Here is an 18,805-nt window from a genome sequence, read left to right as displayed (position 1 = left end):
AATTGCGCCTCCTGTCAAACCAGGTCCTGCGCCAGGGCTCGAATGATATCAGCCCGGGTGACGATCCCGACGATTTTCTCATGGGCGACGACAGGGAGACGATTGATCTTCTGTTCTGTCATGGTATTGGCCATTTCAGACACCAACACATTCTCTTCCACGGTGATGACGTCACCAGTCATGATCTCTTCCGCTTTCAGTGCTACCGATTTACGGAATTCCTCTTCAAAACGCTTCGGGCTCTCGAGATAAATCATGCCGCCTAGAAAAGAGATATAGGAAGGATAGCGCAAGTCCTTGTCTTTAAAGAGCAGATCCCCTTCCGAGATGATCCCCAGTACGGCTCCATGTTTGGAGATGACGGGAACACCGCTGATCCGCTTTTCAATCATCAGTTTTACGACTTCGCTGACAGGAGTCTCCGGATATACCGTAAAAACCTCTTTCGTCATAATGTCGTAAGCCCGCAAGTCTTTTGAACTCATAAAGCCACCTGCTTTCCATCGAGATTCATCGCTGCCTGTTCCAATTGGGTCCATCCTTCAGGCAGAAAATCGACAATATCGCCGGCTTTCATGGCTCCTTGCCCATAGCGTCGAGCCGCCAAATCGCCAGCCAGCCCGTGAACATATGCACCTAAAGCAGCCGCGTGAACCGCGTCTACCCCCTGGGCTGCAAGCGCTCCGATGACCCCGGCCAAGACATCGCCGCTGCCGCCGGTAGCCATGCCCGGGTTGCCGGTAGAGTTGATGTAAAGACCACCTTCCGGCGTAGCGATGACGGTGCGAGAGCCCTTTAACACGATGACACAGCCCCACTCCTTGGCATAGCGGGCGGCCACCTCAATACGGTCCTTTTCCACTTCCGCCGTGGAAAGGCCTGTCAAGCGAGCCATCTCGCCAGGATGGGGCGTCAATATGACCGGCCCCTGAGCTGCCGCCAGCAGTTCGATATGACCGGCCAAAGCGAACAAGGCGTCCGCATCAAGCACCACCGGTCCCTTCACTGCCTCCAAGAGAGCGAGTAAAAAATCGGCTGACTCTGGTCGTCGTCCCATTCCGGGCCCGATGACAGCAGCACTGAAGGGACTGCAATCTTTTTCTTGGAGAGAATCACCGGTCAAAGCACCATCGACGGAGGGAAGCGGCCAAGTCATCGCTTCGGGCACCTGCGGAACGATCAGCGGATAGATCGACTCTGGTATAGCTGCGGTGACTAAACCGACACCGGAGCGTAAGGCGCCGGAGACGGCGAGAACAGCCGCACCGGCCATCCCGGTCTGACCGCCGGCGAAGAGCAGATGTCCAAAGTGTCCTTTATGGGCCATTGCCGGACGACGCTTCAGCCAGTTCCGGCAAAGTTCCCCCGTCAATAAAGCACGAGAAATGCGAGTATTGGCGATCATTTCACCAGGTATGGAGATGTCCACAACGACCACTTCCCCGGCGGCTGATGCGCCAGGTTCGACGACCAGCCCCACTTTCGGTAAGCCCAAGGTCACTGTCACCTTTGCCTGCAGGCAGACCGACGGGATTTTGCCGGTATCGGCTTCCAATCCAGAGGGAAGATCGACAGCCAGCACGGGCAAGGCTGATTCGTTGATCATGGTCATGGCCTTGGCGATCAATTCCGGCACGTCCCCGCGAAAACCGGTCCCATAAATCGCATCGACCACTACCGAGGCCGACAGCAAAGCTAGGCGCAAGGCGTTCAAGTCTTTCGGATCTTGAAAAGAATAGACCTTCCCGCCCATGCGCTGATAAATGGTCAAGTTCGTCAAGGCGTCACTTTTGATATCGCGCTCTGAGGCGAGCAAAAAAAGGATGACTTCGGCACCGTTGTTGATCAGATGACGAGCCGCCACAAAGCCGTCGCCGCCATTGTTCCCTTTACCGCATAAGATCAATACTCGTTTTCCGTCGATGTTCCCGGCGAGCAAGCGGGACACTTCCCGGGCGACTTGTATGCCGGCGTTCTCCATTAGGATCAGCGAGGGAATGCCATATTCTTCGGTGGCTCGGGCATCGAGACGGCCCATTTCCGCCGCGGTTACCAGTCGCATTCGTTTGTCCCCTCCCCTGGTCGGCCCCAAGCGATCACGGTGGCGATGGCATGGGTCCGTTCATGAGACAAACTGACTGCCCAGCGCTTCCATCCCGACTTGGCCGCATATTCTGCAGTGAGGCCAGTAAAATGCACCTGCGGTTTTCCTGTCGAATCCCGGAGAGTTTCCATCTCCGTCAACCGGGGAACGAAATCACCCGGCATGGCTTTGATGACGGCCTCCTTGGCGGCGAAACGAGCGGCGAATGAAGGCCAAGGATTGGCTTTTTGCCGGCACTCCACGATCTCGGCCGGAGAAAAAACCCGCTCTAAAAAGCGTGGATGCCCTTCCGCCGCCTCCCGGATACGAGCAATTTCCACAATGTCACAGCCGATAGCCATCGGTTCCACAGAGTCGTCGCTCCGTTTCGTATGTATTCATCTTGGAAATAGTATAACCTAAGTATAAAAGCCAAAACCCTGCTTATACTACAGGGTTTTGGTTTGCTTGCTTTAAAGGGCTCCGGCCAGTTGGGCCTTCTCCCGTTCTGTCAATATTTTATCCAAATCTAAAAGGATCAACAATCGCTCGCCTACCTTGCCGACACCTTTCAGGTAATCGACAGCAATGCTGGAAATCATCGGCGGCGGCGGCTCGATAGACGCAGTGGCCAAGCGCAGTACCTCAGTGACGGCATCAACGATGATACCTACCGTATGTTTGCCTACATTGACGACGATGATCCGGGTATTTGCCGTGTATTCTTCCAAGGCAAGGCCAAAGCGCTTTTTCAAGTCGATGATGGGAATAATATTCCCCCGCAGGTTGATAATCCCCTCGACAAAGTTCGGTGCTTGGGGAATTTTTGTCGGCGTGATCAGCCGGTTGATCTCTTGCACCTGTGTAATGGGAACGCCATATTCTTCTGTTCCTAACTTAAAGACGACGAGTTGAATTTCCCCAGAATCGACTCTCAGCTCGCTCATGTTCACTGTTCCTCCTTTCGTAATGGAAAAGCTTCGTCACCCTCTAGGCAGTTCACTCCTAGGGAAGGATTATCGGCCCGAGGGACAAATTTGACCAGCCGGATAGAGTTTCCTTTTTGGTTAAACGTGACTTCATCCATGGCCGCACGGATGAGCAACAAGCCTCGTCCCGTCTCACTCAGCAGGTCATAATCTTTTCGGACATCCGGATTAAAGCCAGTGCCTTCGTCGGTCGCTTCCACCAGAAAACGTCCATCGACCACCCCGTAGCAAACAGTCACCCATTTGTCCGGATTTTCCTTGTTCCCATGGACGACAGAGTTTACAAGTGCTTCGATCAATGCGAGTTTGATAAAGTCCAAATCCATCGGTTCCCAGGGGAGGGTTCGCACCTCGTCAAGGATTTGCTCCACTGCTTTTTCAATATTTCCGAGACAACTGGCAAAACGAAAAACTTTTGTCGCTGTCATGAGGAACAACCTGCCTTTATGCATGGGGACACAATATCCTGACTTGCGCCTGTCGATTTCCTGTAAAACGCAAATGTTGTGCCCATGATGCCAGATGTTTTAGGGGCTAAGGGGATTTGTCGGGTACATATATTCGTGCTTACGAGGAAAATATCCTTTTCCCCATAGTCATCTTCTTTTCGATCTCTTTCGCGCCCCATTCGCTGCCCCCCTGCAAAGCTGATTCATCGTTTAATGCTTTTATAGTAATTGTTGTATTTCGCTGCTCATGGACGGATTCCTTTTTGAAAAGAGGAATTCCTTGTGATTCCTTTGGGTAAAAGTATCTGTTGACATCTTATGTGATTTGGAGTAAATTCGCACTAGATACCCTACGGGGGGTATGGTAAATAACGAGGAGGATTGAGCGATGGAAAAGAACGCTCATTCCATGGTGTCTCAACGGAACAAGCAGGATTTGCTCAACCGCATGCGCCGCCTGGAAGGTCAAGTTCGGGGAATCACTAAAATGATTGAAGAAGACAGATACTGTGTCGATATCCTTCTACAGATCAGCGCTTCTCGGGCAGGGCTGCAAAAAGTGGGCCTTTCCATTCTCGACAGTCATACCCGGGGATGTGTAACGTCCGCTATCAAGGAAAACCGGGGCGATGAGATGGTGGACGAACTCATCGATGTTTTAGACAGGTTCATGAAGTAACAGTGCAATAGTTTGGAGGTAAGAATTCATCGCTTTTATAAGGAATGGCTCCCCTCTATTCGATAGTTGAAGGGAGGAATCTAAAATGTCAAATGGGACAGATTCATCGAAATCTTGCAGTGAATCTGCTTGTACAGTTGATCCAGTTCAGACAACGAAAACCGTACAAAAAGATTCGAAGGGTCCGACCGGGCCTTCTGTTCGAGTGACCCTTCCCGTGACCGGCATGAGTTGCGCCGCCTGTTCGAGCCGGATCGAGCGAAGTTTACGCAAGATTCCAGGCGTGCTGGAATGCAATGTGAACTTGGCCCTCGAAAAAGCGACCGTCGAGTTCGATCCCGGTCAGACTGGTATTGATGCCTTCGTACAAAAAATCCACGACCTTGGCTTTCAGGTGCCGACGGAACGAATAGAGCTATCTGTCGGCGGCATGTCTTGTGCCGCCTGCGCAGCACGGATCGAAAAAAAGCTGAACCGCTTGCCCGGAATCATTACGGCCTCGGTCAACTTAGCTACAGAAAAAGCGGTCATCCAGTACTACCCCGGCGAGTTGGGAAACGCTGAGATCATCAATGCCATCCTCACTTTAGGCTTTCAAGCTCGATTTGCCGAGACCTCCGACGGGACCGACCGGGAACAGGTCGAGCGCGAGCAACGCCTTCGCCGCCAATGGCTTCTCTTCGGTCTCTCGGCCCTCTTGTCTTTTCCGATGCTGCTGATCATGATCGCTGAGATGAGTGGCTTTGTCCTTCCCCGCTGGCTCACATCCCAGTACACGCAATTCCTCCTGGCAACACCGGTTCAGTTTGGCGTCGGTTGGCAGTTCTACCGGGGCGCCTACAAAGCTTTGAAAAACGGCAGCGCCAACATGGACGTGTTGGTCGCCTTAGGTACCTCCGCCGCCTACATTTATAGCGTCTACTTTACCTTTTTCTCTCCCCATGGCCATCATGTCTATTACGAGACAGGCTCCATCCTAATTACGCTGATCCTGCTCGGCAAGACCTTAGAGGCTGTGGCTAAAGGACGGACCTCAGAAGCCATCAAAAAACTGATGGGATTACAAGCGAAGACAGCCCGCGTCGTCCGTGACGGCAAGGAAATAGATATACCCATCGAGTTGGTGATGGCCGGCGATAGGGTTATCGTCCGGCCTGGCGAAAAAATACCTGTCGACGGCATTGTAGAAGAAGGCTTGTCCGCCGTAGATGAATCTATGTTGACCGGGGAAAGCTTGCCTGTCGACAAGAAACCTGGGGACGCCGTCATCGGTGCGACGATCAACAAGCACGGAAGCTTCAAGTTCCAAGCCACTAAGGTGGGCAAGGATACAGCCCTCGCCCAGATCATCCGGGTCGTCGAAGAAGCGCAAGGTTCGAAAGCGCCGATTCAGCGCATGGCTGACAAAATCTCCGGCTACTTCGTTCCGGCTGTCGTGACGTTGGCCGTCGTCACCTTCCTCCTTTGGTACTTCCTGGTCGAGCCGGGGAACTTTACCCGGGCGCTGCTCAACTTTACCGCTGTTTTGGTCATCGCCTGCCCTTGTGCCTTAGGTCTTGCCACGCCCACATCGATCATGGTGGGAACCGGGAAAGGTGCCGAAAATGGCATTCTCTTTAAGGGCGGAGAACACCTGGAGAAGGCTCACAAGATCAGCACTGTCATTCTTGACAAAACAGGCACGATCACGAAGGGAAAACCGGAACTGACTGATTTTATTGCACTCGGCGACTTTGCCGGTCAAGAGTCAATGCTGCTGCAGTGGGCCGGCCGGGCAGAAAAATCTTCTGAACACCCGCTGGCCGAAGCGATCGTGAAAAGGTCTAAGGAAGAATCTGCATCCTTGGCCGATGTAGAATCCTTCCAGGCCATTCCCGGACGGGGCGTTAGAGCTACTATCGATGGCCACTCTATTCTTTTGGGAACACGCAAACTGCTGACGGAAAACGAAGTCCCCTTTGCCGACTTTGAACCGATCGCCGAAAGGCTGGAATCGGAAGGAAAAACAGCCATGTTTATGGCTGTGGACGGTACCGCCGCAGCTGTGATTGCCGTAGCCGATACTATCAAAGAGACTTCCGCGGAAGCAGTTTCGGCACTGAAGGCAATGGGTATCCAAGTCTGGATGATCACCGGCGATAACCGCCGCACCGCCGAAGCTATCGCCCGGCAGGCAGGGATAGACCACGTCATCGCTGAAGTTCTCCCGGAAGACAAGGCCCTAAATGTGAAAAAACGCAAAGAAGAGGGCCATGTGGTGGCCATGGTCGGTGATGGCATCAACGATGCGCCCGCCCTCTCCACGGCTGACGTGGGCATGGCCATCGGCACCGGTACGGATGTGGCGATGGAGGCAGCCGATATCACCCTCATGTCAGGTGATCTGAGAGCTATCGTCGCGGCGATCCGCCTCAGCCGGGCCACGATGAGCAACATCCGGCAAAACCTGTTCTGGGCGATGATTTATAACAGTTTGGGGATTCCCGTAGCGGCAGCAGGCTTGTTAAATCCGGTCATCGCCGGCGGGGCTATGGCTTTCAGTTCTGTCTCGGTCGTGGCGAATGCGTTGCGGTTGCGGAGGGTTCAGCCCTATGATAGAACGTAACGAACAGCTTCTAAAGCCGGCTTGCGCTTATCCTTGCCAAGACTGCAGTTCTTTGAGGTCAAATAGACCTTAAGATAAAAAATTTATATTTCATAGTAGTATAGGAGGAGTTTCTATGACCGACATCACCCTGAAAGTCGAAGGAATGTCTTGCGGACACTGTAAGGCGGCTGTGGAAAAGGCATTACACAGTCTGACCGGAGTGAGTAAAGCAGAAGTCAACCTAGCAGCGAAAGAAGTAGCCCTTTCTTTTGACGAGACACAAACCAGCATAGATGTCATCAAAGAGGCTATTGAAGACGCCGGGTACGATGTGATTTAGTTCCACCATCACCTGTCTTCCTTGGGTAGAATCAGCATCCGAAAAGACGTACCCCTTGTGTAAAAAAGGAACTGGTTTTCTATCAATTTCCCTTGCACTCTCCTTTGTTCTATGATATATTTCATAAATGTGGCTAACTAAACGGCCACTCCCTGCTCCACACAGTGAGGTGGGGCCATACGTCCGAAGGGAGGTGCCATTGTGCGCGAATACGAAGCGATGCTTTTGATCCGCCCCAACATGGAAGAAGAAGCTTTCCAGGGGGTCGTCGACAAGTTCGTCAACCTCATTACCCAACAAGGTGGCGAAATCGTCAAAGCTGACAAGTGGGGTAAGCGCCGGCTCCAGTACGAGATCAAGAAGTTGAAAGAGGCCTTTTATGTCCTCATCACCTTCAAAGGCGAGCCTGCTGTCGCCCACGAGCTGGATCGGGTCATGCGGATTTCCGATGACATCGTCCGGTTCCTCGTCATCCGTAAAGACGAGAAGTAATGGGTTACGATTCGTCCATCTTTTAGGGTAAAGGAGGTTTAACGCATGCAAGATCGTGGTGATAAGCCGGAACGCAAAGGCCGGAAAGGCCGTCGTCCCCGCCGCCGCATTTGCTTCTTCTGCGTCGACAAGATTGAACAAGTCGAATACAAAGAAGTCGGCAAACTGCGCAAGTACATCACGGAACGGGGTAAAATTCTTCCCCGCCGTGTATCAGGCTGCTGCGCTAAGCACCAGCGTCAACTGACCTTGGCCATCAAGCGGGCCCGTCACGTTGCCCTGCTGCCGTTTACCGTCGCAGAATAATCAAAGCTCGTCAAACCGGAGGAACCCTGTTACAGGTGTCCTCCGGTTTTTCATTTTTCTTGTAGGTTTTTTTAATCCTTCGTCGAACAAGTCCTCTATTACGCAATATGCCCGTCTCGATAAAAATACCTTCGAATATGATTATCGAGGCAGGTTCTGTTGGAGCCGACTGGGTCTTTTTGACCCGGAAAGGAGTGATTTCGGTGCCCGAGGCGGCCAATTCAGAGACGGAAAAGGAAATACCAAAGCGGATACCTTATCAAAAGACGCTTGCCGTGCTCTCCATTCTGGGGTTAACATTGACAGCCGCTGGTTGTGACTCCGATCCCCCTCCCCCTGCAGATGATCAAGCCGCCTATTCCGATGATGGGGTCGTCATGGAAGACGACGAAGATGATGATAATCTCTTTATCTATCACGGCGGCAGTTATTACCCATACCGTTCCTTCACAGGATCTTGGGATGGGGCTACCATGGTTTCCCGCAAGAACGGAACGTATGTGCCTTATACAGGAGCAAAACATCCACCTTCTTGGAGCGGCAATCCCGGTTATGTAAAACCGACAACCTCTCAAGGAACTGGCAATGTAGTGCGGAAATCGAGCGGCAGCTCCAGCAGTTCATCGGGCAGCATCTTTGGCTCCGGCGGGTCGAAGTCCAGCTTCGGATCTTCTTCGTCTGGTGCTCGAGGCAGTGCCGGATCAGGCAGTTCGTCCTCAGGCGGTTAATCGTAAGAGGAGATCACCTATGTTACCTTTTTTCGACTCTGCTAAAGCTATCGCTTCCCTGCAAGAGAACCGGTCCGTGCCTTTGTCTGCCGATGCCGTGGAAGGAGTACTCGGTTATCTAGAAGAACAACAAATGCCCTATCTGATCACTTATTATCCTGAGCAACACAGCCGGGAAGAGCACTGGCTGGTTCAACTGCCCGAAACAACAGGTCAATACAAGATGAAGGAACCGACAGCCCCCACGGTGGAAGCAGCGCTGACTCAGTGGCTGTTGCAGCGCTGGACCGTCACCGATGAAGAAACGGCCGTCCTTCTCGCTGAGGGGCTTTGCGCCATGGGTCTAGCTTACCTTTGCTTGTTTCATCCTGAATCGGTAGGCGACCGGGCCCACTTTGAGTTTCGCAAGCCAGAGTATCAGGGGCCTTTGCTCTTTTAGCGTCATTTCATCAGCGGAAGGAGACCATCGATGCAGCTTTCGGCGATTCTACCTGATGATCGAGAAGCTTACTTGGACCGGTGGGAAGAGGACGTGGCCCGCTATGAAGAAACGTTCGGCTTTACCTGGGCTTTTGACGGGCGGGGGCAGCATTTTTACAATTTGCACGCCCTAGTGATGTCTACGGAGGAGCATCGCCGTTTTCTCAGTGCCCATCGACAGGTGGTCGATCTGCTGCATACGGTTCAAGTGGTGATCGAAGGTCATCCTGATCTGCTCGATTTTCTCGGTATCCCCAAATCGCTTCAGGCTCACTGCTTACGGCAACGCCTGCCTTGGCTGACAGCCTTGGGCCGCTTTGACTGGTACTGGACTGATCAAGGACCGAAACTGCTGGAGTTCAACAGTGAGACCCCCTTCGGCCTGGTCGAATCATGCCTCCTGCAGCCTCAGGTAGCCCGAACGTATCATCGTACCCTCTCTGACCCCAATGAATTACTCGAGGAGACCCTCCGCCGGAGCTTGCGCGATTCTTTCGTCCGGCAGGGCGGACAGGCCGGTACGGTGACAGCCATCGTCGGGTTCCCATCGGATCCTGAAGAACGATCGACCTTACGGTTCGTGGAGAATTTAGCCGCCTATGAGCCTGGAAAAGTTCTCATCGGAGACGTTCGGGACCTCTCTATCGATTCAACGGGACGCCTCTGTGCAGGCAATTTCCCCGTCGATTTTTTGCAATCCTTTTATTCCGTAGAATGGTACGCCCGCGATCAAGGAGGTCCTCAATTCATCGATTGCATGGAAAAGGGGCAGCTCTGTTTGATCAATCCTCCTTCCACCCTTCTCCTGCATTCGAAAGCTCTCTTAGCCCTTTTATGGCTTGTAAAACCGAAACTATCGCCTCCACGGCAGGAAGCGATAGAACAGTATATTCCTTACACATCTCTTGACCCGGATCTGATGCAGGGCCGCCCCGTCATGATCAAACCGCTGCACAACCGGGAAGGTCTCGGGATCATCGACTGTGATGCATTGACCATGACCGATCTGCCGCAAGGTGACGTGGTATATCAAGCACGAGTTGATGCCGAACCTGTCTTCTTTCCAGTCATGCGAAACGGCCGCATCCGAAAACGGCCCCTGCTCCCGACGATCGGCACATTTTGCCTGTTTGACGAATTAGCTGGCTTTTACACCCGCCTTAGCCCGAAAATTGTCACAGCTCAAGAGGCCTGTTGGGTGCCCACACTCGTGCAACCGGATTAACGTCAGGGAGGGATATATCTCTTGGCGATAGAAAATTTTCTGAATGCTCTGCTCTATTTTGCCGTCTCGTCGGTACTTATGCTCGCGATGGTGCGCATCTTTTTCTGGGTTACCCCATACAACGACGCAGAAGAGATTCATCAAGGGAACGCAGCCGTAGGGATCACCCTTTTTTCGCAGATGGTTGGGCTAGGGATCATCCTCTGGTCTGCCATTTCTCACAATGATACCTTAGCGGAAACTATCGTTTGGGGCGTCTTCGGGTCCCTCTTAATGATGGGCAGTTACCTCATTTTCGAATGGCTGACACCAAAACTTCCCGTCCGTGAAGAACTTCGCAAGGGAAATATGGCTGTCGCCTGGATCGTGGCGGGCATCTTCATCGCCCTCGGTTTAGTGGTAGCAGCCTGTATCAGTTAGTGCCTATGGCGCTCCCTCATAAAACCGAGCGAACCTTACGTAGCCCTTAGTGGACTGAGTCGTTGCACTCCTGTTTACCACAATTGAATGCCGTAATGCAAAGAAAACAGAGTCTTTCTCCATTGAAGAGAAGAGACTCTGTTTTTTATGACAGGCAAACTTCTTTTCGAGCCTCAAGACGAGGTTCTTTCATCAGGTATTCACCGCTCGACGGGAGCATTTGCAAGACTTCTCCAAGAAAGCGCCAACTCGCTTCTGGCATATATTCATTACAGTCGGTTTCCATTTCGCGATGCAGGCTGGCCATACGTTCCTTCAGCAGAGGTATGTGAGACGGTTCAACCTCCAAGCAACCCAATAGGCAATACCGCTGTCCTTCCAGCGGGAGAAGGCGGGCTACCATTCCCTTCCCCGCTTGAGGCGGTTCGAAATAGCTCCGTAATTCGATTTCTTGTTCCCTTTCTCGGAGGAGGTCAATGATCCGGCAAGTGCCTTCCGTTCGCCACTCGACGATCTGGTAAATTCTAAAAGGCTGTTCAAACCATTTTTTAAGGACTCTAGCCAAGGGTGGGTGGAGCAATTCCAACTCATGACGCAGTCCCGGCGGTTGTTGTTCCGGCGGCAAGGCGACCGTCAAGAACTCCAACAGCAGCCCTCTAGCGGAATGGTGAGGGTGAAGCAGTTGTTCCGGTGACGTGCCTAAGCGATGGCCGAGTAAAAATACAGCATTCGCCAGTTCGGCAGGCTCCCCGTCAGTGAGCCATTCGCTCCATGCCCGAAGTACAAGGGACCAGTAAACTTCCGGTTGCGCCAGCGATTCTTCAGGTTGGGGCCACCACTCTTTTGACAACTCTAAAAGCTCCATCGATAAAAAGGATAAGGTTTTTCGAAATAATCGGCTCCACTCGTCGAAAGAGGACGCTTGGATCGTTCGCATGCGCTCCGTAAAGGCGGTCTTTAACCACAGGGGTAATCGCCCTCGGTGTACAGGCACAATGGCTCGGGAAAAAAGTCGTCGTTCCCACAGGTTCAGATTGATATCATCATCACAGACCATCACCAGTTCATGGCCAATCCGATAAAAGGTACATCGCTTATCGTGGCCTTCATCTATGGCACTCTTCCATAGCAGAGACCGTTCTTCCCAGTAATCATTGATTCGTACCATTGGGCAGAAAAGCTCCTGATCACTGTCAAGACGGTTCGTTACCGTCCGTACGTTTTTGCCTAGATCGTAGACCCGGAAAAAGAAAGGTTCTTTCACTTTATTTACTTTTTCCTTCATCGTTAAGTAGCGAGGCTCTGCCCACTCGGCTTCGGAAAGCCACCACTGCCTTCCGAACCGAGAAACAGTGATACGCACGGTCGTCTGCTGCCAAGGCGGCCCCAGTATATCCAAAAGCACTGGCTTTTCGACGACAGAGCTTTTTAACCATTCCACCTCGAATCGACGCCGTTCGTCGGAATCTAAAGTATTCGCTTCCAACGTAAGGGGTTGAACTTTTACTTTTTCCGATTTCCAAGGGACGACGAGCGCTGTATTGATCACGTCGTCGACCATATGATTGACAAACTGCTGCATCGTGTCTTCATTGCCTGGAGTCAACGTCAGCTTTTGATCGATACGACCTCGCATACGGGCATATAGACGCCAGGGGGCGATCCTTTCCTTAATAGGCAGATCTTCTTCCTGTAAGTACCGTTCTTGGGCCACCCACCAAGGCTCTTCCGCTTTTGCCAAGCCATCGACCCAAAGGGCTCGTTCTAGTTCGAAGTCGATATTTTGACGGGCCTGAAGATAGGTATAAATGATATCTTCTGCGGTCAACCTCGAAGGACGCAGTTTATGTAGTAGCCGCCGGCTCGTCTCCACGGACAGCGACGTCAACGAACCGACTCCATCGATCAACCGACCCAAATCAGGCCAGAACTGTTCCACGATATCTGCTGTACTGGATTCCTTTCCCTCTACTGTTTTCCAGTATCGCAGCATCGACTGGACGGCACAGCCGATGTCCTCACGGTTGACAGGCACCTCGTTCCCCTGTCCGCATCCGCACTGCCACTCCTGTCGGGACATTTCCTGCCAGAGTAAAAAGGCCGTATCCATAGGGTTGAAACTCAACTGTCCGAGGCAGACCTGTAACATCCTGCCTTTGCCCTGCCAAGCAGCGCGGAAGTTAAAGGTGGAATGGAACCAGCGGTTCTCGGGCTGGGCAAAAGCGCCGATGAATCTTTCGCTCGACGGTTCTCCTCGGAGATTGGGTCGTCGCTGGATCGGGATAACCTTTGACACCTTGTTACCTTCTTTCCCTACCGCAAGATAGGACAAGTCCCCGCAGCGGCGGGGACCGAGAAAAACAATTCTGAAGTTCTTGCAAGTCAAAGACGTTTTTCCAAGGTCCACGGGAATATTCAGCAAAGACCCCTTTGTTCTTTGCTATTTTATACGCTATCTTTATTCGTGATCGGTCGGCACATTCCTTCCATTGTTTACGCTTTACAAATCCTTTTTGTGAAAGTTGTACAGCGCTAGTCCTAAACATGCCATCAGATATAGAAGTGTATAGATGATCATCAAGTTGCTGGGCGGTACAGCTACACCAAATGGTCCTAAAGACAAGGACGCAAGGGGGTTTTCCTGAGCGACGGTAAGGACTGTCATCAGTTTGCGAAACAAGGCATCGCTCGGAATGACCAGACTGATGACAATGCCTACATTGACTAAAGACGGCTTGGCTACTAAACCACCAACCTGTTCTAGAAACCCGCCTACCGTTCCGAGTACATACAGGACCGTCACGACGACCCCTGCGGTAAGGGTTCGCAGCGCCGATCCAAAGACCATGGACAAACCGAGCAACACCAGCGGTTGGAGGATAAAGATCAATGCCCCATAGACGAGATGAAAGGGTGTGAGGAGACTCAGTATTTGAGGGTTGTACAGCCGATTCAAGACCACGATACCGGCGAACAATAGAAGGCCTAAGCTGACCAGCATGGAACCATAGCCGAAAAATTTGCCGAGGATGATCGATGAACGGGGTATCGGTTTCGAAACAATCGCATGCAACAGCCCGTTCTCGATCTCTGAAGCGACAGATCCGACGCTGGCCAGGAGTGCCAACAAGGCCATTAAGAAAGAGGCGAAGTACATGCCCGAGCCTAACAACTGATTTCCCACAATCTGTTGAATGACCGGCTGCCGGCCTCGCAAAGCGTTTAAGCGCATCATTTCCTGGGAAGCAAAATCAAGGGCAATTCCGTAGAGAAGAAAAAAAGCTAGACATAGGAAAAGGATGACCAGAAAGACCCGCTTTCGGGCGCCTTCAGCAAAGGTCAATCGTGCCAGGGTAAGCAAAGCGGTTCCCACTTTCGAATCTTTTCATCTTTCCTCAAGTTATTATCCACATTTACGCTTGAAGGCATGATCTAGGTGTCTTCATTCGGTTTCCTGCGTCACAAACTGAAGAAATAGCTTCTCCAGCGAATCTACCTGCGGAGTCACTTCATAGATGTCGATTCCGGAAGCGACCAAGGATTGGATGAGCGTAGGAACGGAACCCTGTTCCGGAATACGAAACAACAGTTCATGCCGGAACCGGCTGAGTGCAGGCCCGCCTTCGCTCCTTGTCGCTGCCTCCAGCTCGCTTGCCACCCCTAAAGGCCGCTGAGCCAGCAATTGAAAGCCCCCATCGCTGGCACTGGTGAGTTGGGAAGGTATCACATCTCCCACAACCACTTTCGTTTGGTACGATCGCCGGGCCAGTTCACGCCAATCGCCTTGGTAGACGAGGCACCCTTGCTTGATGATGGCGATCTGGTCGCAGAGAGTCTCCAACTCGCTGAGCAAATGACTGTTGAGAAAGACCGTTTTTCCCTGCCCTTTCAATCGCTCCAGCAGTTCCCGTACTTCTTTACGTCCAATCGGGTCGAGGGCTGATGTGGGCTCATCGAGAAAGAGCAATTCCGGATCAGGCAAGAGAGCGACAGCCAAACCGATGCGCTGCTGCATCCCCTTGCTGTACCTTCCAACTCTCTGGGCCGCTTGTTCTTTCATGCCCACTTGGCCTAAGACTTCGGGAATGCGGGCGCGAACCTCCGCCGGCGATAGGCCGAACAGGGCGCCGTGAAAGCGAAGCAAATCTTCTCCGGTCAACCAGTCATGGTAGCGAAAGTTTTCCGGTAGAAAGCCGACTTTCCGGCGAACGGACAGGTCGGAAAAAGGTCGCCCGAGAATGCGTGCCTGGCCTGAGGTGGCCTGAAGCAATCCGACAAGCATTTTGACCAAGGTACTTTTGCCTGCGCCGTTGGGCCCGAGCAAACCGAAAACGGTGCCGCAAGGTACAGCGAGGGAGATATCCCGACAACCGCCGTGGCCGGAATAGGTTTTCGTCAGTTTTTCCGTCTCGATAGCCAGCAAAAAAGGTCACCACGTTCTAATTCTCCAATTGTCCTGATTATTTAAGCGATTGGGCCACCTTAAGGGCCTCCCCTTTATCTAAGGAACCGTCGAGTTGATAGAGAACACCCTTGTCCACCCAGAAGAGAAAACTCCGTCCCATATGGAGGTTTTGGGCATAAAGCCCTTCTACCCCGTTGATGGTCACTTTCTCCATGCGGTCTTCGGCGTAAGGCACGATCATCGTGTTTTTCCAGTCGCCGATGGCAGACAGCTGGGTACGAAGTTCCGTTGGTAAGATCGGCAAATCGAGCAGAGCCGACCGAAGTGCATTAGCATCAACGCCTTCTGGAACGGTCACCTCTGGGCTGTCAAATTGGTTAAGGGTAAAGACTTTTCGTCCGTCTGGTTGAATGTATTCCGTTCGCAGGCCCGGCGGTATGCGTATACGAAAAGCTTTCCCCGACAGGTCCTGCGGAAGCAATGTCTTCGATCCAAGACTTTGCAGCAGTTGGTTCACCTGGGGAACGTTCAATTGAAACTCTGCGGTCCCCTCCTGGTGCATATCAACCGGTTCGGCTAAGCCCGTGTTCAGCGGTAAATAAGCTGGTTGACGGATTTTAAATGGCAGTTGATTGCGCGCTTCGGCGAGTGAAATTTTTTTCTGTTCCGGTTTCTGAATGACATCGGCTTTTCCGAACTGCTGTAAGTTGATTTCTCCAGACTGCGATTGCATCGCTTGACCCATCTGCTGCAATTGTTCTGGAGTGATTTTCACCGTTTCCATCCGCTGCACCCGGAAGCGGGAGAGAAAATCAGCTGTCGCCTGCCGTAACGGTGTCACGGCAAAGAATCCTGATAACAAAAGAATGGTTGCAACGGCAGCGGTGATCTTTTTTCGTCTATCCATTATCTCATCCTTTCCGGCTAAACCAAGATATGGGACTTATCACAGATTATTCTCTTTTCAACATATTTCTATCCATGTCTGCATCCTTTTCCTCGCTTCTCGTAGAAGAAAAAGCACTGACGATGGGAGGATTCGCAAGACTATCGTCGAAATATTGAGTAAGTGATTGTGATTTCAATTTTATGTTACTGAATTTGTTCGCAGGAGTGTTACTATGGATTATTCATTAGAAAACTACGGCCTTAAAGATCTCATCGATATTGATTTGCTGCAGCGCTTTCAAGACTCCTTTTCTGCGGCCACAGGGATGGCCAGCATTACGGTCGATCTGCATGGTCCCATCACCCGTCCGAGTAACTTCACTGATTTTTGTATGAATCTTACCCGAAAAACTCCAGAAGGGCTCCGTCGCTGCAACGAGTGCGATCTCAAAGGCGGAAGAGAAGCTGCTCAGAGCGGGAAACCGTCGATCTATTATTGTCACGGCGGACTAATGGATTTTGCAGCCCCCATCGTGGTCGGAGGAAAACAACTCGGTGCGATGCTAGGCGGTCAGGTACTGCCGGTACGGCCGGATGAACAAAAATTTCGCCAATTAGCTCGTGAATTGGGAATAAACCCTGACGAGTATATCAAGGCTCTTTCGAAAGTGCGCATCGTTCCTGAAGATAGCATCCGAGCGGCGGCAGAGCTTCTTTATATTGTGGCTAACGCCTTGTCGCGAATCGGCTACCAACGTTTGCAGACGATGTTCAGTGCCCGTCAATTAGACGAGCTCTCGAAAAACATGCACCAGAACATGCTGAGCCTCTCTGAAAATGTACAAAGCGTCGCTGAGCAAATGGACAATCTCCTAACCACGTCCAAGGGATTACTCTCCACATCGGTCGACTCCAAAAACAAGGTTTTGGAAACGGATCAAATTCTCGGTTTTATTCGGAACGTGGCAAATCAAACAAATCTGCTCGGATTGAATGCTGCCATCGAAGCCGCCCGTGCCGGGGAACAGGGCCGAGGCTTTTCGGTCGTCGCTGAAGAAGTTCGAAAGCTCGCTGGGGTCAGCGTGGAATCAGCCCGGAAGATTGAGTTGATTTTAAAGAGCATTCGCCAAGGGATGCAGGAAATAGAGACAGGTGTAAACCAAACGGGTGGAATTATTGAAAAGCACTCCGATTTTATGGGCGTTATTTTCAATAAAATCACCGAGTTGGAAAAAGATTTTTCAAATCTTCGAACGCTGACCGAATCGCTACAATCAAAAGTAAATATGTAACAAGTCTTGCAGGACAAGTAATAGGGCAGACCCCGTGAATAGGGGGGTCTGCCCTATTTTTTTCCTACCTAGCAACAGCCGTTACCTTTGCCACTGTTTTGCCTCCTTCAGCAACTTTAAAAAATCCAGTTGCTCCGCCAACTCACGGCAAAGAGATTCCCTGTTCTCTGCAAGGCCCATCGAACTATCGATGCGCGGCAGGCAGGCTAAGATGGGCAACCCGGTCATACGGGCAATCATGGCTGGACTCGTCTCTTCTGCCAAAGTAGGAGTTTCCGATAGTTCATTGAAGATGATGCCGAGAAGGGGCAGACCTTTTTCGTGGGCATAACGGGCAGTTAGTACGGTATGATTGATCGTTCCCAAACCTGCTCGGGCTACGATGATCGCCGGAATCTGCAACTGAACGGCCAAATCAGCCATGGTAAACTCGGGCCCGGAGACAGGGACGGCTAAGCCACCGGCGCCTTCCACCAGCACTAAGGGTTGTCTTTTTGCCAACCGCCGATATGCTCGCTGAACTTCTGCCAGATCGACGGGCCGTTCTTCCAGTTCAGCAGCCTGGGCTGGCGCGAGCGGATATTCGTAACAAAGGGGACACAACTCGTCATCGGTCCATGGAAGGGAAGCGAATTGTCTGTAGACAGCCACATCTTCCCGATACCAATCTCCCTCGACTTTCGCTGCGCCTGTTTGAATCGGTTTACAGGGCACCGTCGGGATGCCTCCATCGGTGAAAACCTTCGTCAACGCTGCAGTGACTACCGTTTTTCCGACACCTGTATCGGTACCGGTGATGAAGATTCCTGTTGCCATTCTTATCTCTCCCCTTATTGCGAAGCCTCTTGTGCCCCCGCGGATGCACGACGATGCAACCACACTTTCAGTCCCAGAAAGGCGGCGACTCCACTCAAGAAAATGTCTCCGGGCAGGGGCAGCAGGATTCCATAGAGCACTGTGTTTACTACCGATATGGGAGAGTTCGTGACATAATTCATGATTCCATACAAGTACAGAGCGCCCATTCCGTAGATGATAGCGAGGCCAGCCAAGACGGAGAGAAACAGACGGCCCTTGTGGGCTTCCAGCAGACGCTCTGTCAACAGGCCGATCACATATGCCCCCAGAGCGAAGCCAATCAGATAGCCGAAGGTTGGTTTCAGCACATAAGCCGGTCCACCCCCCTCAGCAAAGACAGGCACTCCCAAAAGGCCGATGGCGATGTAGAGGATCTGGCTAGCCAATCCCAGCCGTGAACCCAGCAGGATCCCGGCCATAGCGACGAAGAGATACTGTAAAGTGAACGGAACGAAAGGAACAGGAACTTTGATAAAAGCGCCGACAGCAGTCAGGGCCGCAAAAAGAGCCACCTGGCTCATGTCCCGGAGAGTCAGATTGGACATGTCGATCAAACAACCCCCTTCATTGTAAACCACTCCGAA

Annotated in this window: 21 protein-coding genes; 10 read left to right on the top strand and 11 right to left on the bottom strand. The window is 52.0% G+C overall.

Annotated elements, in window-relative coordinates:
* Nucleotides 1-14: 14 nt before the first annotated feature.
* The 5 genes from H1S01_RS03860 to H1S01_RS03840 form a co-directional block, all read right to left on the bottom strand.
* Nucleotides 15-485 carry a CBS domain-containing protein gene (locus H1S01_RS03860; protein WP_243236943.1) on the bottom strand — a complete coding sequence of 157 codons (471 nt, stop codon included), beginning with the start codon at nucleotides 483-485 and terminating at the stop codon, nucleotides 15-17.
* Nucleotides 482-2,062: an NAD(P)H-hydrate dehydratase gene (locus tag H1S01_RS03855; protein WP_188038797.1), complete on the bottom strand. Its 1,581-nt coding sequence runs from the start codon at nucleotides 2,060-2,062 to the stop codon at nucleotides 482-484. Before H1S01_RS03855 ends, H1S01_RS03860 begins: the two co-directional genes overlap by 4 nt.
* A complete protein-coding gene (acpS, locus tag H1S01_RS03850; RefSeq protein WP_188038935.1) occupies nucleotides 2,050-2,445 on the bottom strand; it encodes a holo-ACP synthase in 396 nt (131 codons plus the stop codon). The genes H1S01_RS03855 and acpS overlap by 13 nt, the downstream gene beginning before the upstream one ends.
* A 111-nt stretch (nucleotides 2,446-2,556) precedes the next feature.
* On the bottom strand, nucleotides 2,557-3,030 hold the full coding sequence (locus tag H1S01_RS03845; RefSeq protein ID WP_188038796.1) for a chemotaxis protein CheW: 474 nt from the start codon (nucleotides 3,028-3,030) through the stop codon (nucleotides 2,557-2,559).
* Between the two features lie 2 nt (nucleotides 3,031-3,032).
* Nucleotides 3,033-3,500 (bottom strand): ATP-binding protein, encoded by a 468-nt coding sequence (locus H1S01_RS03840; RefSeq protein WP_188038795.1) that lies wholly within the window; start codon nucleotides 3,498-3,500, stop codon nucleotides 3,033-3,035.
* 409 nt (nucleotides 3,501-3,909) lie between these two features.
* Here H1S01_RS03840 and H1S01_RS03835 point away from each other — a divergent pair, with 409 nt between their 5' ends.
* From H1S01_RS03835 to H1S01_RS03795, 9 genes are all read left to right on the top strand, one after another.
* A complete protein-coding gene (locus H1S01_RS03835) occupies nucleotides 3,910-4,200 on the top strand; it encodes a metal-sensitive transcriptional regulator (RefSeq protein WP_207732171.1) in 291 nt (96 codons plus the stop codon).
* A gap of 85 nt (nucleotides 4,201-4,285) precedes the next feature.
* On the top strand, nucleotides 4,286-6,805 hold the full coding sequence (locus H1S01_RS03830; protein WP_188038794.1) for a heavy metal translocating P-type ATPase: 2,520 nt from the start codon (nucleotides 4,286-4,288) through the stop codon (nucleotides 6,803-6,805).
* A 115-nt stretch (nucleotides 6,806-6,920) separates the two neighbouring features.
* Nucleotides 6,921-7,127, top strand: a complete 207-nt coding sequence (gene copZ, locus H1S01_RS03825) for a copper chaperone CopZ (RefSeq protein WP_188038793.1) — start codon at nucleotides 6,921-6,923, stop codon at nucleotides 7,125-7,127.
* Nucleotides 7,128-7,328: 201 nt separating this feature from the next.
* Nucleotides 7,329-7,619 carry a 30S ribosomal protein S6 gene (gene rpsF, locus H1S01_RS03820; RefSeq protein ID WP_188038792.1) on the top strand — a complete coding sequence of 97 codons (291 nt, stop codon included), beginning with the start codon at nucleotides 7,329-7,331 and terminating at the stop codon, nucleotides 7,617-7,619.
* Between the two features lie 45 nt (nucleotides 7,620-7,664).
* On the top strand, nucleotides 7,665-7,925 hold the full coding sequence (gene rpsR / locus H1S01_RS03815) for a 30S ribosomal protein S18 (protein WP_188038791.1): 261 nt from the start codon (nucleotides 7,665-7,667) through the stop codon (nucleotides 7,923-7,925).
* A gap of 203 nt (nucleotides 7,926-8,128) precedes the next feature.
* On the top strand, nucleotides 8,129-8,653 hold the full coding sequence (locus tag H1S01_RS03810) for a hypothetical protein (protein ID WP_188038790.1): 525 nt from the start codon (nucleotides 8,129-8,131) through the stop codon (nucleotides 8,651-8,653).
* A gap of 19 nt (nucleotides 8,654-8,672) precedes the next feature.
* A complete protein-coding gene (locus H1S01_RS03805) occupies nucleotides 8,673-9,092 on the top strand; it encodes a hypothetical protein (RefSeq protein ID WP_188038789.1) in 420 nt (139 codons plus the stop codon).
* 30 nt (nucleotides 9,093-9,122) lie between these two features.
* Complete coding sequence (locus tag H1S01_RS03800) at nucleotides 9,123-10,358, top strand: glutathionylspermidine synthase family protein (protein ID WP_188038788.1); 1,236 nt, start codon at nucleotides 9,123-9,125, stop codon at nucleotides 10,356-10,358.
* A gap of 21 nt (nucleotides 10,359-10,379) precedes the next feature.
* Complete coding sequence (locus tag H1S01_RS03795; RefSeq protein ID WP_188038787.1) at nucleotides 10,380-10,778, top strand: DUF350 domain-containing protein; 399 nt, start codon at nucleotides 10,380-10,382, stop codon at nucleotides 10,776-10,778.
* Between the two features lie 145 nt (nucleotides 10,779-10,923).
* Here the strand turns inward: H1S01_RS03795 and H1S01_RS03790 are convergent, their stop codons facing one another.
* The 4 genes from H1S01_RS03790 to H1S01_RS03775 all read right to left on the bottom strand — a co-directional run bounded on the left by H1S01_RS03790 (nucleotide 10,924) and on the right by H1S01_RS03775 (nucleotide 16,090).
* A complete protein-coding gene (locus H1S01_RS03790; protein ID WP_188038786.1) occupies nucleotides 10,924-13,074 on the bottom strand; it encodes a hypothetical protein in 2,151 nt (716 codons plus the stop codon).
* A 204-nt stretch (nucleotides 13,075-13,278) separates the two neighbouring features.
* Nucleotides 13,279-14,139, bottom strand: coding sequence for an ABC transporter permease subunit (locus H1S01_RS03785; protein WP_188038785.1), 861 nt, complete (start codon nucleotides 14,137-14,139; stop codon nucleotides 13,279-13,281).
* An 81-nt stretch (nucleotides 14,140-14,220) separates the two neighbouring features.
* Complete coding sequence (locus tag H1S01_RS03780; protein ID WP_188038784.1) at nucleotides 14,221-15,201, bottom strand: ABC transporter ATP-binding protein; 981 nt, start codon at nucleotides 15,199-15,201, stop codon at nucleotides 14,221-14,223.
* Nucleotides 15,202-15,238: 37 nt separating this feature from the next.
* Nucleotides 15,239-16,090 (bottom strand): DUF4367 domain-containing protein, encoded by an 852-nt coding sequence (locus H1S01_RS03775; protein WP_188038783.1) that lies wholly within the window; start codon nucleotides 16,088-16,090, stop codon nucleotides 15,239-15,241.
* Between the two features lie 214 nt (nucleotides 16,091-16,304).
* On the opposite strand from H1S01_RS03775, the gene H1S01_RS21845 reads away from it, so the two are divergent.
* The gene (locus H1S01_RS21845) at nucleotides 16,305-17,363 is read left to right on the top strand and encodes a PocR ligand-binding domain-containing protein (protein ID WP_188038782.1); all 1,059 of its coding nucleotides are present in this window, start codon (nucleotides 16,305-16,307) and stop codon (nucleotides 17,361-17,363) included.
* Between the two features lie 81 nt (nucleotides 17,364-17,444).
* On the opposite strand, the gene bioD is transcribed toward H1S01_RS21845, so the two are convergent.
* Both bioD and H1S01_RS03760 read right to left on the bottom strand, forming a co-directional pair.
* The gene (gene bioD, locus H1S01_RS03765) at nucleotides 17,445-18,179 is read right to left on the bottom strand and encodes a dethiobiotin synthase (RefSeq protein ID WP_188038781.1); all 735 of its coding nucleotides are present in this window, start codon (nucleotides 18,177-18,179) and stop codon (nucleotides 17,445-17,447) included.
* A gap of 14 nt (nucleotides 18,180-18,193) precedes the next feature.
* Nucleotides 18,194-18,766: a biotin transporter BioY gene (locus tag H1S01_RS03760; RefSeq protein ID WP_188038780.1), complete on the bottom strand. Its 573-nt coding sequence runs from the start codon at nucleotides 18,764-18,766 to the stop codon at nucleotides 18,194-18,196.
* Between the last annotated feature and the right edge of the window lie 39 nt (nucleotides 18,767-18,805).

Source organism: Heliobacterium chlorum, from assembly GCF_014502795.1.
Taxonomy (GTDB): domain Bacteria; phylum Bacillota; class Desulfitobacteriia; order Heliobacteriales; family Heliobacteriaceae; genus Heliobacterium; species Heliobacterium chlorum.
The sequence above is the reverse complement of the archived record's forward strand: the minus strand, read 5'-3'. Positions and strand labels throughout refer to the sequence as shown.

What these genes read in the sequence shown, in the direction of transcription:
- H1S01_RS03760 (WP_188038780.1), bottom strand. Translation starts at nt 18,766, where the DNA reads ATGTCCAATCTGACTCTCCGGGACATGAGCCAGGTGGCTCTTTTTGCG.
- H1S01_RS03800 (WP_188038788.1), top strand. Translation starts at nt 9,123, where the DNA reads ATGCAGCTTTCGGCGATTCTACCTGATGATCGAGAAGCTTACTTGGAC.
- bioD (WP_188038781.1), bottom strand. Translation starts at nt 18,179, where the DNA reads ATGGCAACAGGAATCTTCATCACCGGTACCGATACAGGTGTCGGAAAA.
- H1S01_RS03775 (WP_188038783.1), bottom strand. Translation starts at nt 16,090, where the DNA reads ATGGATAGACGAAAAAAGATCACCGCTGCCGTTGCAACCATTCTTTTG.
- H1S01_RS03855 (WP_188038797.1), bottom strand. Translation starts at nt 2,062, where the DNA reads ATGCGACTGGTAACCGCGGCGGAAATGGGCCGTCTCGATGCCCGAGCC.
- acpS (WP_188038935.1), bottom strand. Translation starts at nt 2,445, where the DNA reads ATGGCTATCGGCTGTGACATTGTGGAAATTGCTCGTATCCGGGAGGCG.
- rpsR (WP_188038791.1), top strand. Translation starts at nt 7,665, where the DNA reads ATGCAAGATCGTGGTGATAAGCCGGAACGCAAAGGCCGGAAAGGCCGT.
- H1S01_RS21845 (WP_188038782.1), top strand. Translation starts at nt 16,305, where the DNA reads ATGGATTATTCATTAGAAAACTACGGCCTTAAAGATCTCATCGATATT.
- H1S01_RS03805 (WP_188038789.1), top strand. Translation starts at nt 8,673, where the DNA reads ATGTTACCTTTTTTCGACTCTGCTAAAGCTATCGCTTCCCTGCAAGAG.
- H1S01_RS03860 (WP_243236943.1), bottom strand. Translation starts at nt 485, where the DNA reads ATGAGTTCAAAAGACTTGCGGGCTTACGACATTATGACGAAAGAGGTT.
- H1S01_RS03845 (WP_188038796.1), bottom strand. Translation starts at nt 3,030, where the DNA reads ATGAGCGAGCTGAGAGTCGATTCTGGGGAAATTCAACTCGTCGTCTTT.
- H1S01_RS03835 (WP_207732171.1), top strand. Translation starts at nt 3,910, where the DNA reads ATGGAAAAGAACGCTCATTCCATGGTGTCTCAACGGAACAAGCAGGAT.
- H1S01_RS03840 (WP_188038795.1), bottom strand. Translation starts at nt 3,500, where the DNA reads ATGACAGCGACAAAAGTTTTTCGTTTTGCCAGTTGTCTCGGAAATATT.
- H1S01_RS03830 (WP_188038794.1), top strand. Translation starts at nt 4,286, where the DNA reads ATGTCAAATGGGACAGATTCATCGAAATCTTGCAGTGAATCTGCTTGT.
- copZ (WP_188038793.1), top strand. Translation starts at nt 6,921, where the DNA reads ATGACCGACATCACCCTGAAAGTCGAAGGAATGTCTTGCGGACACTGT.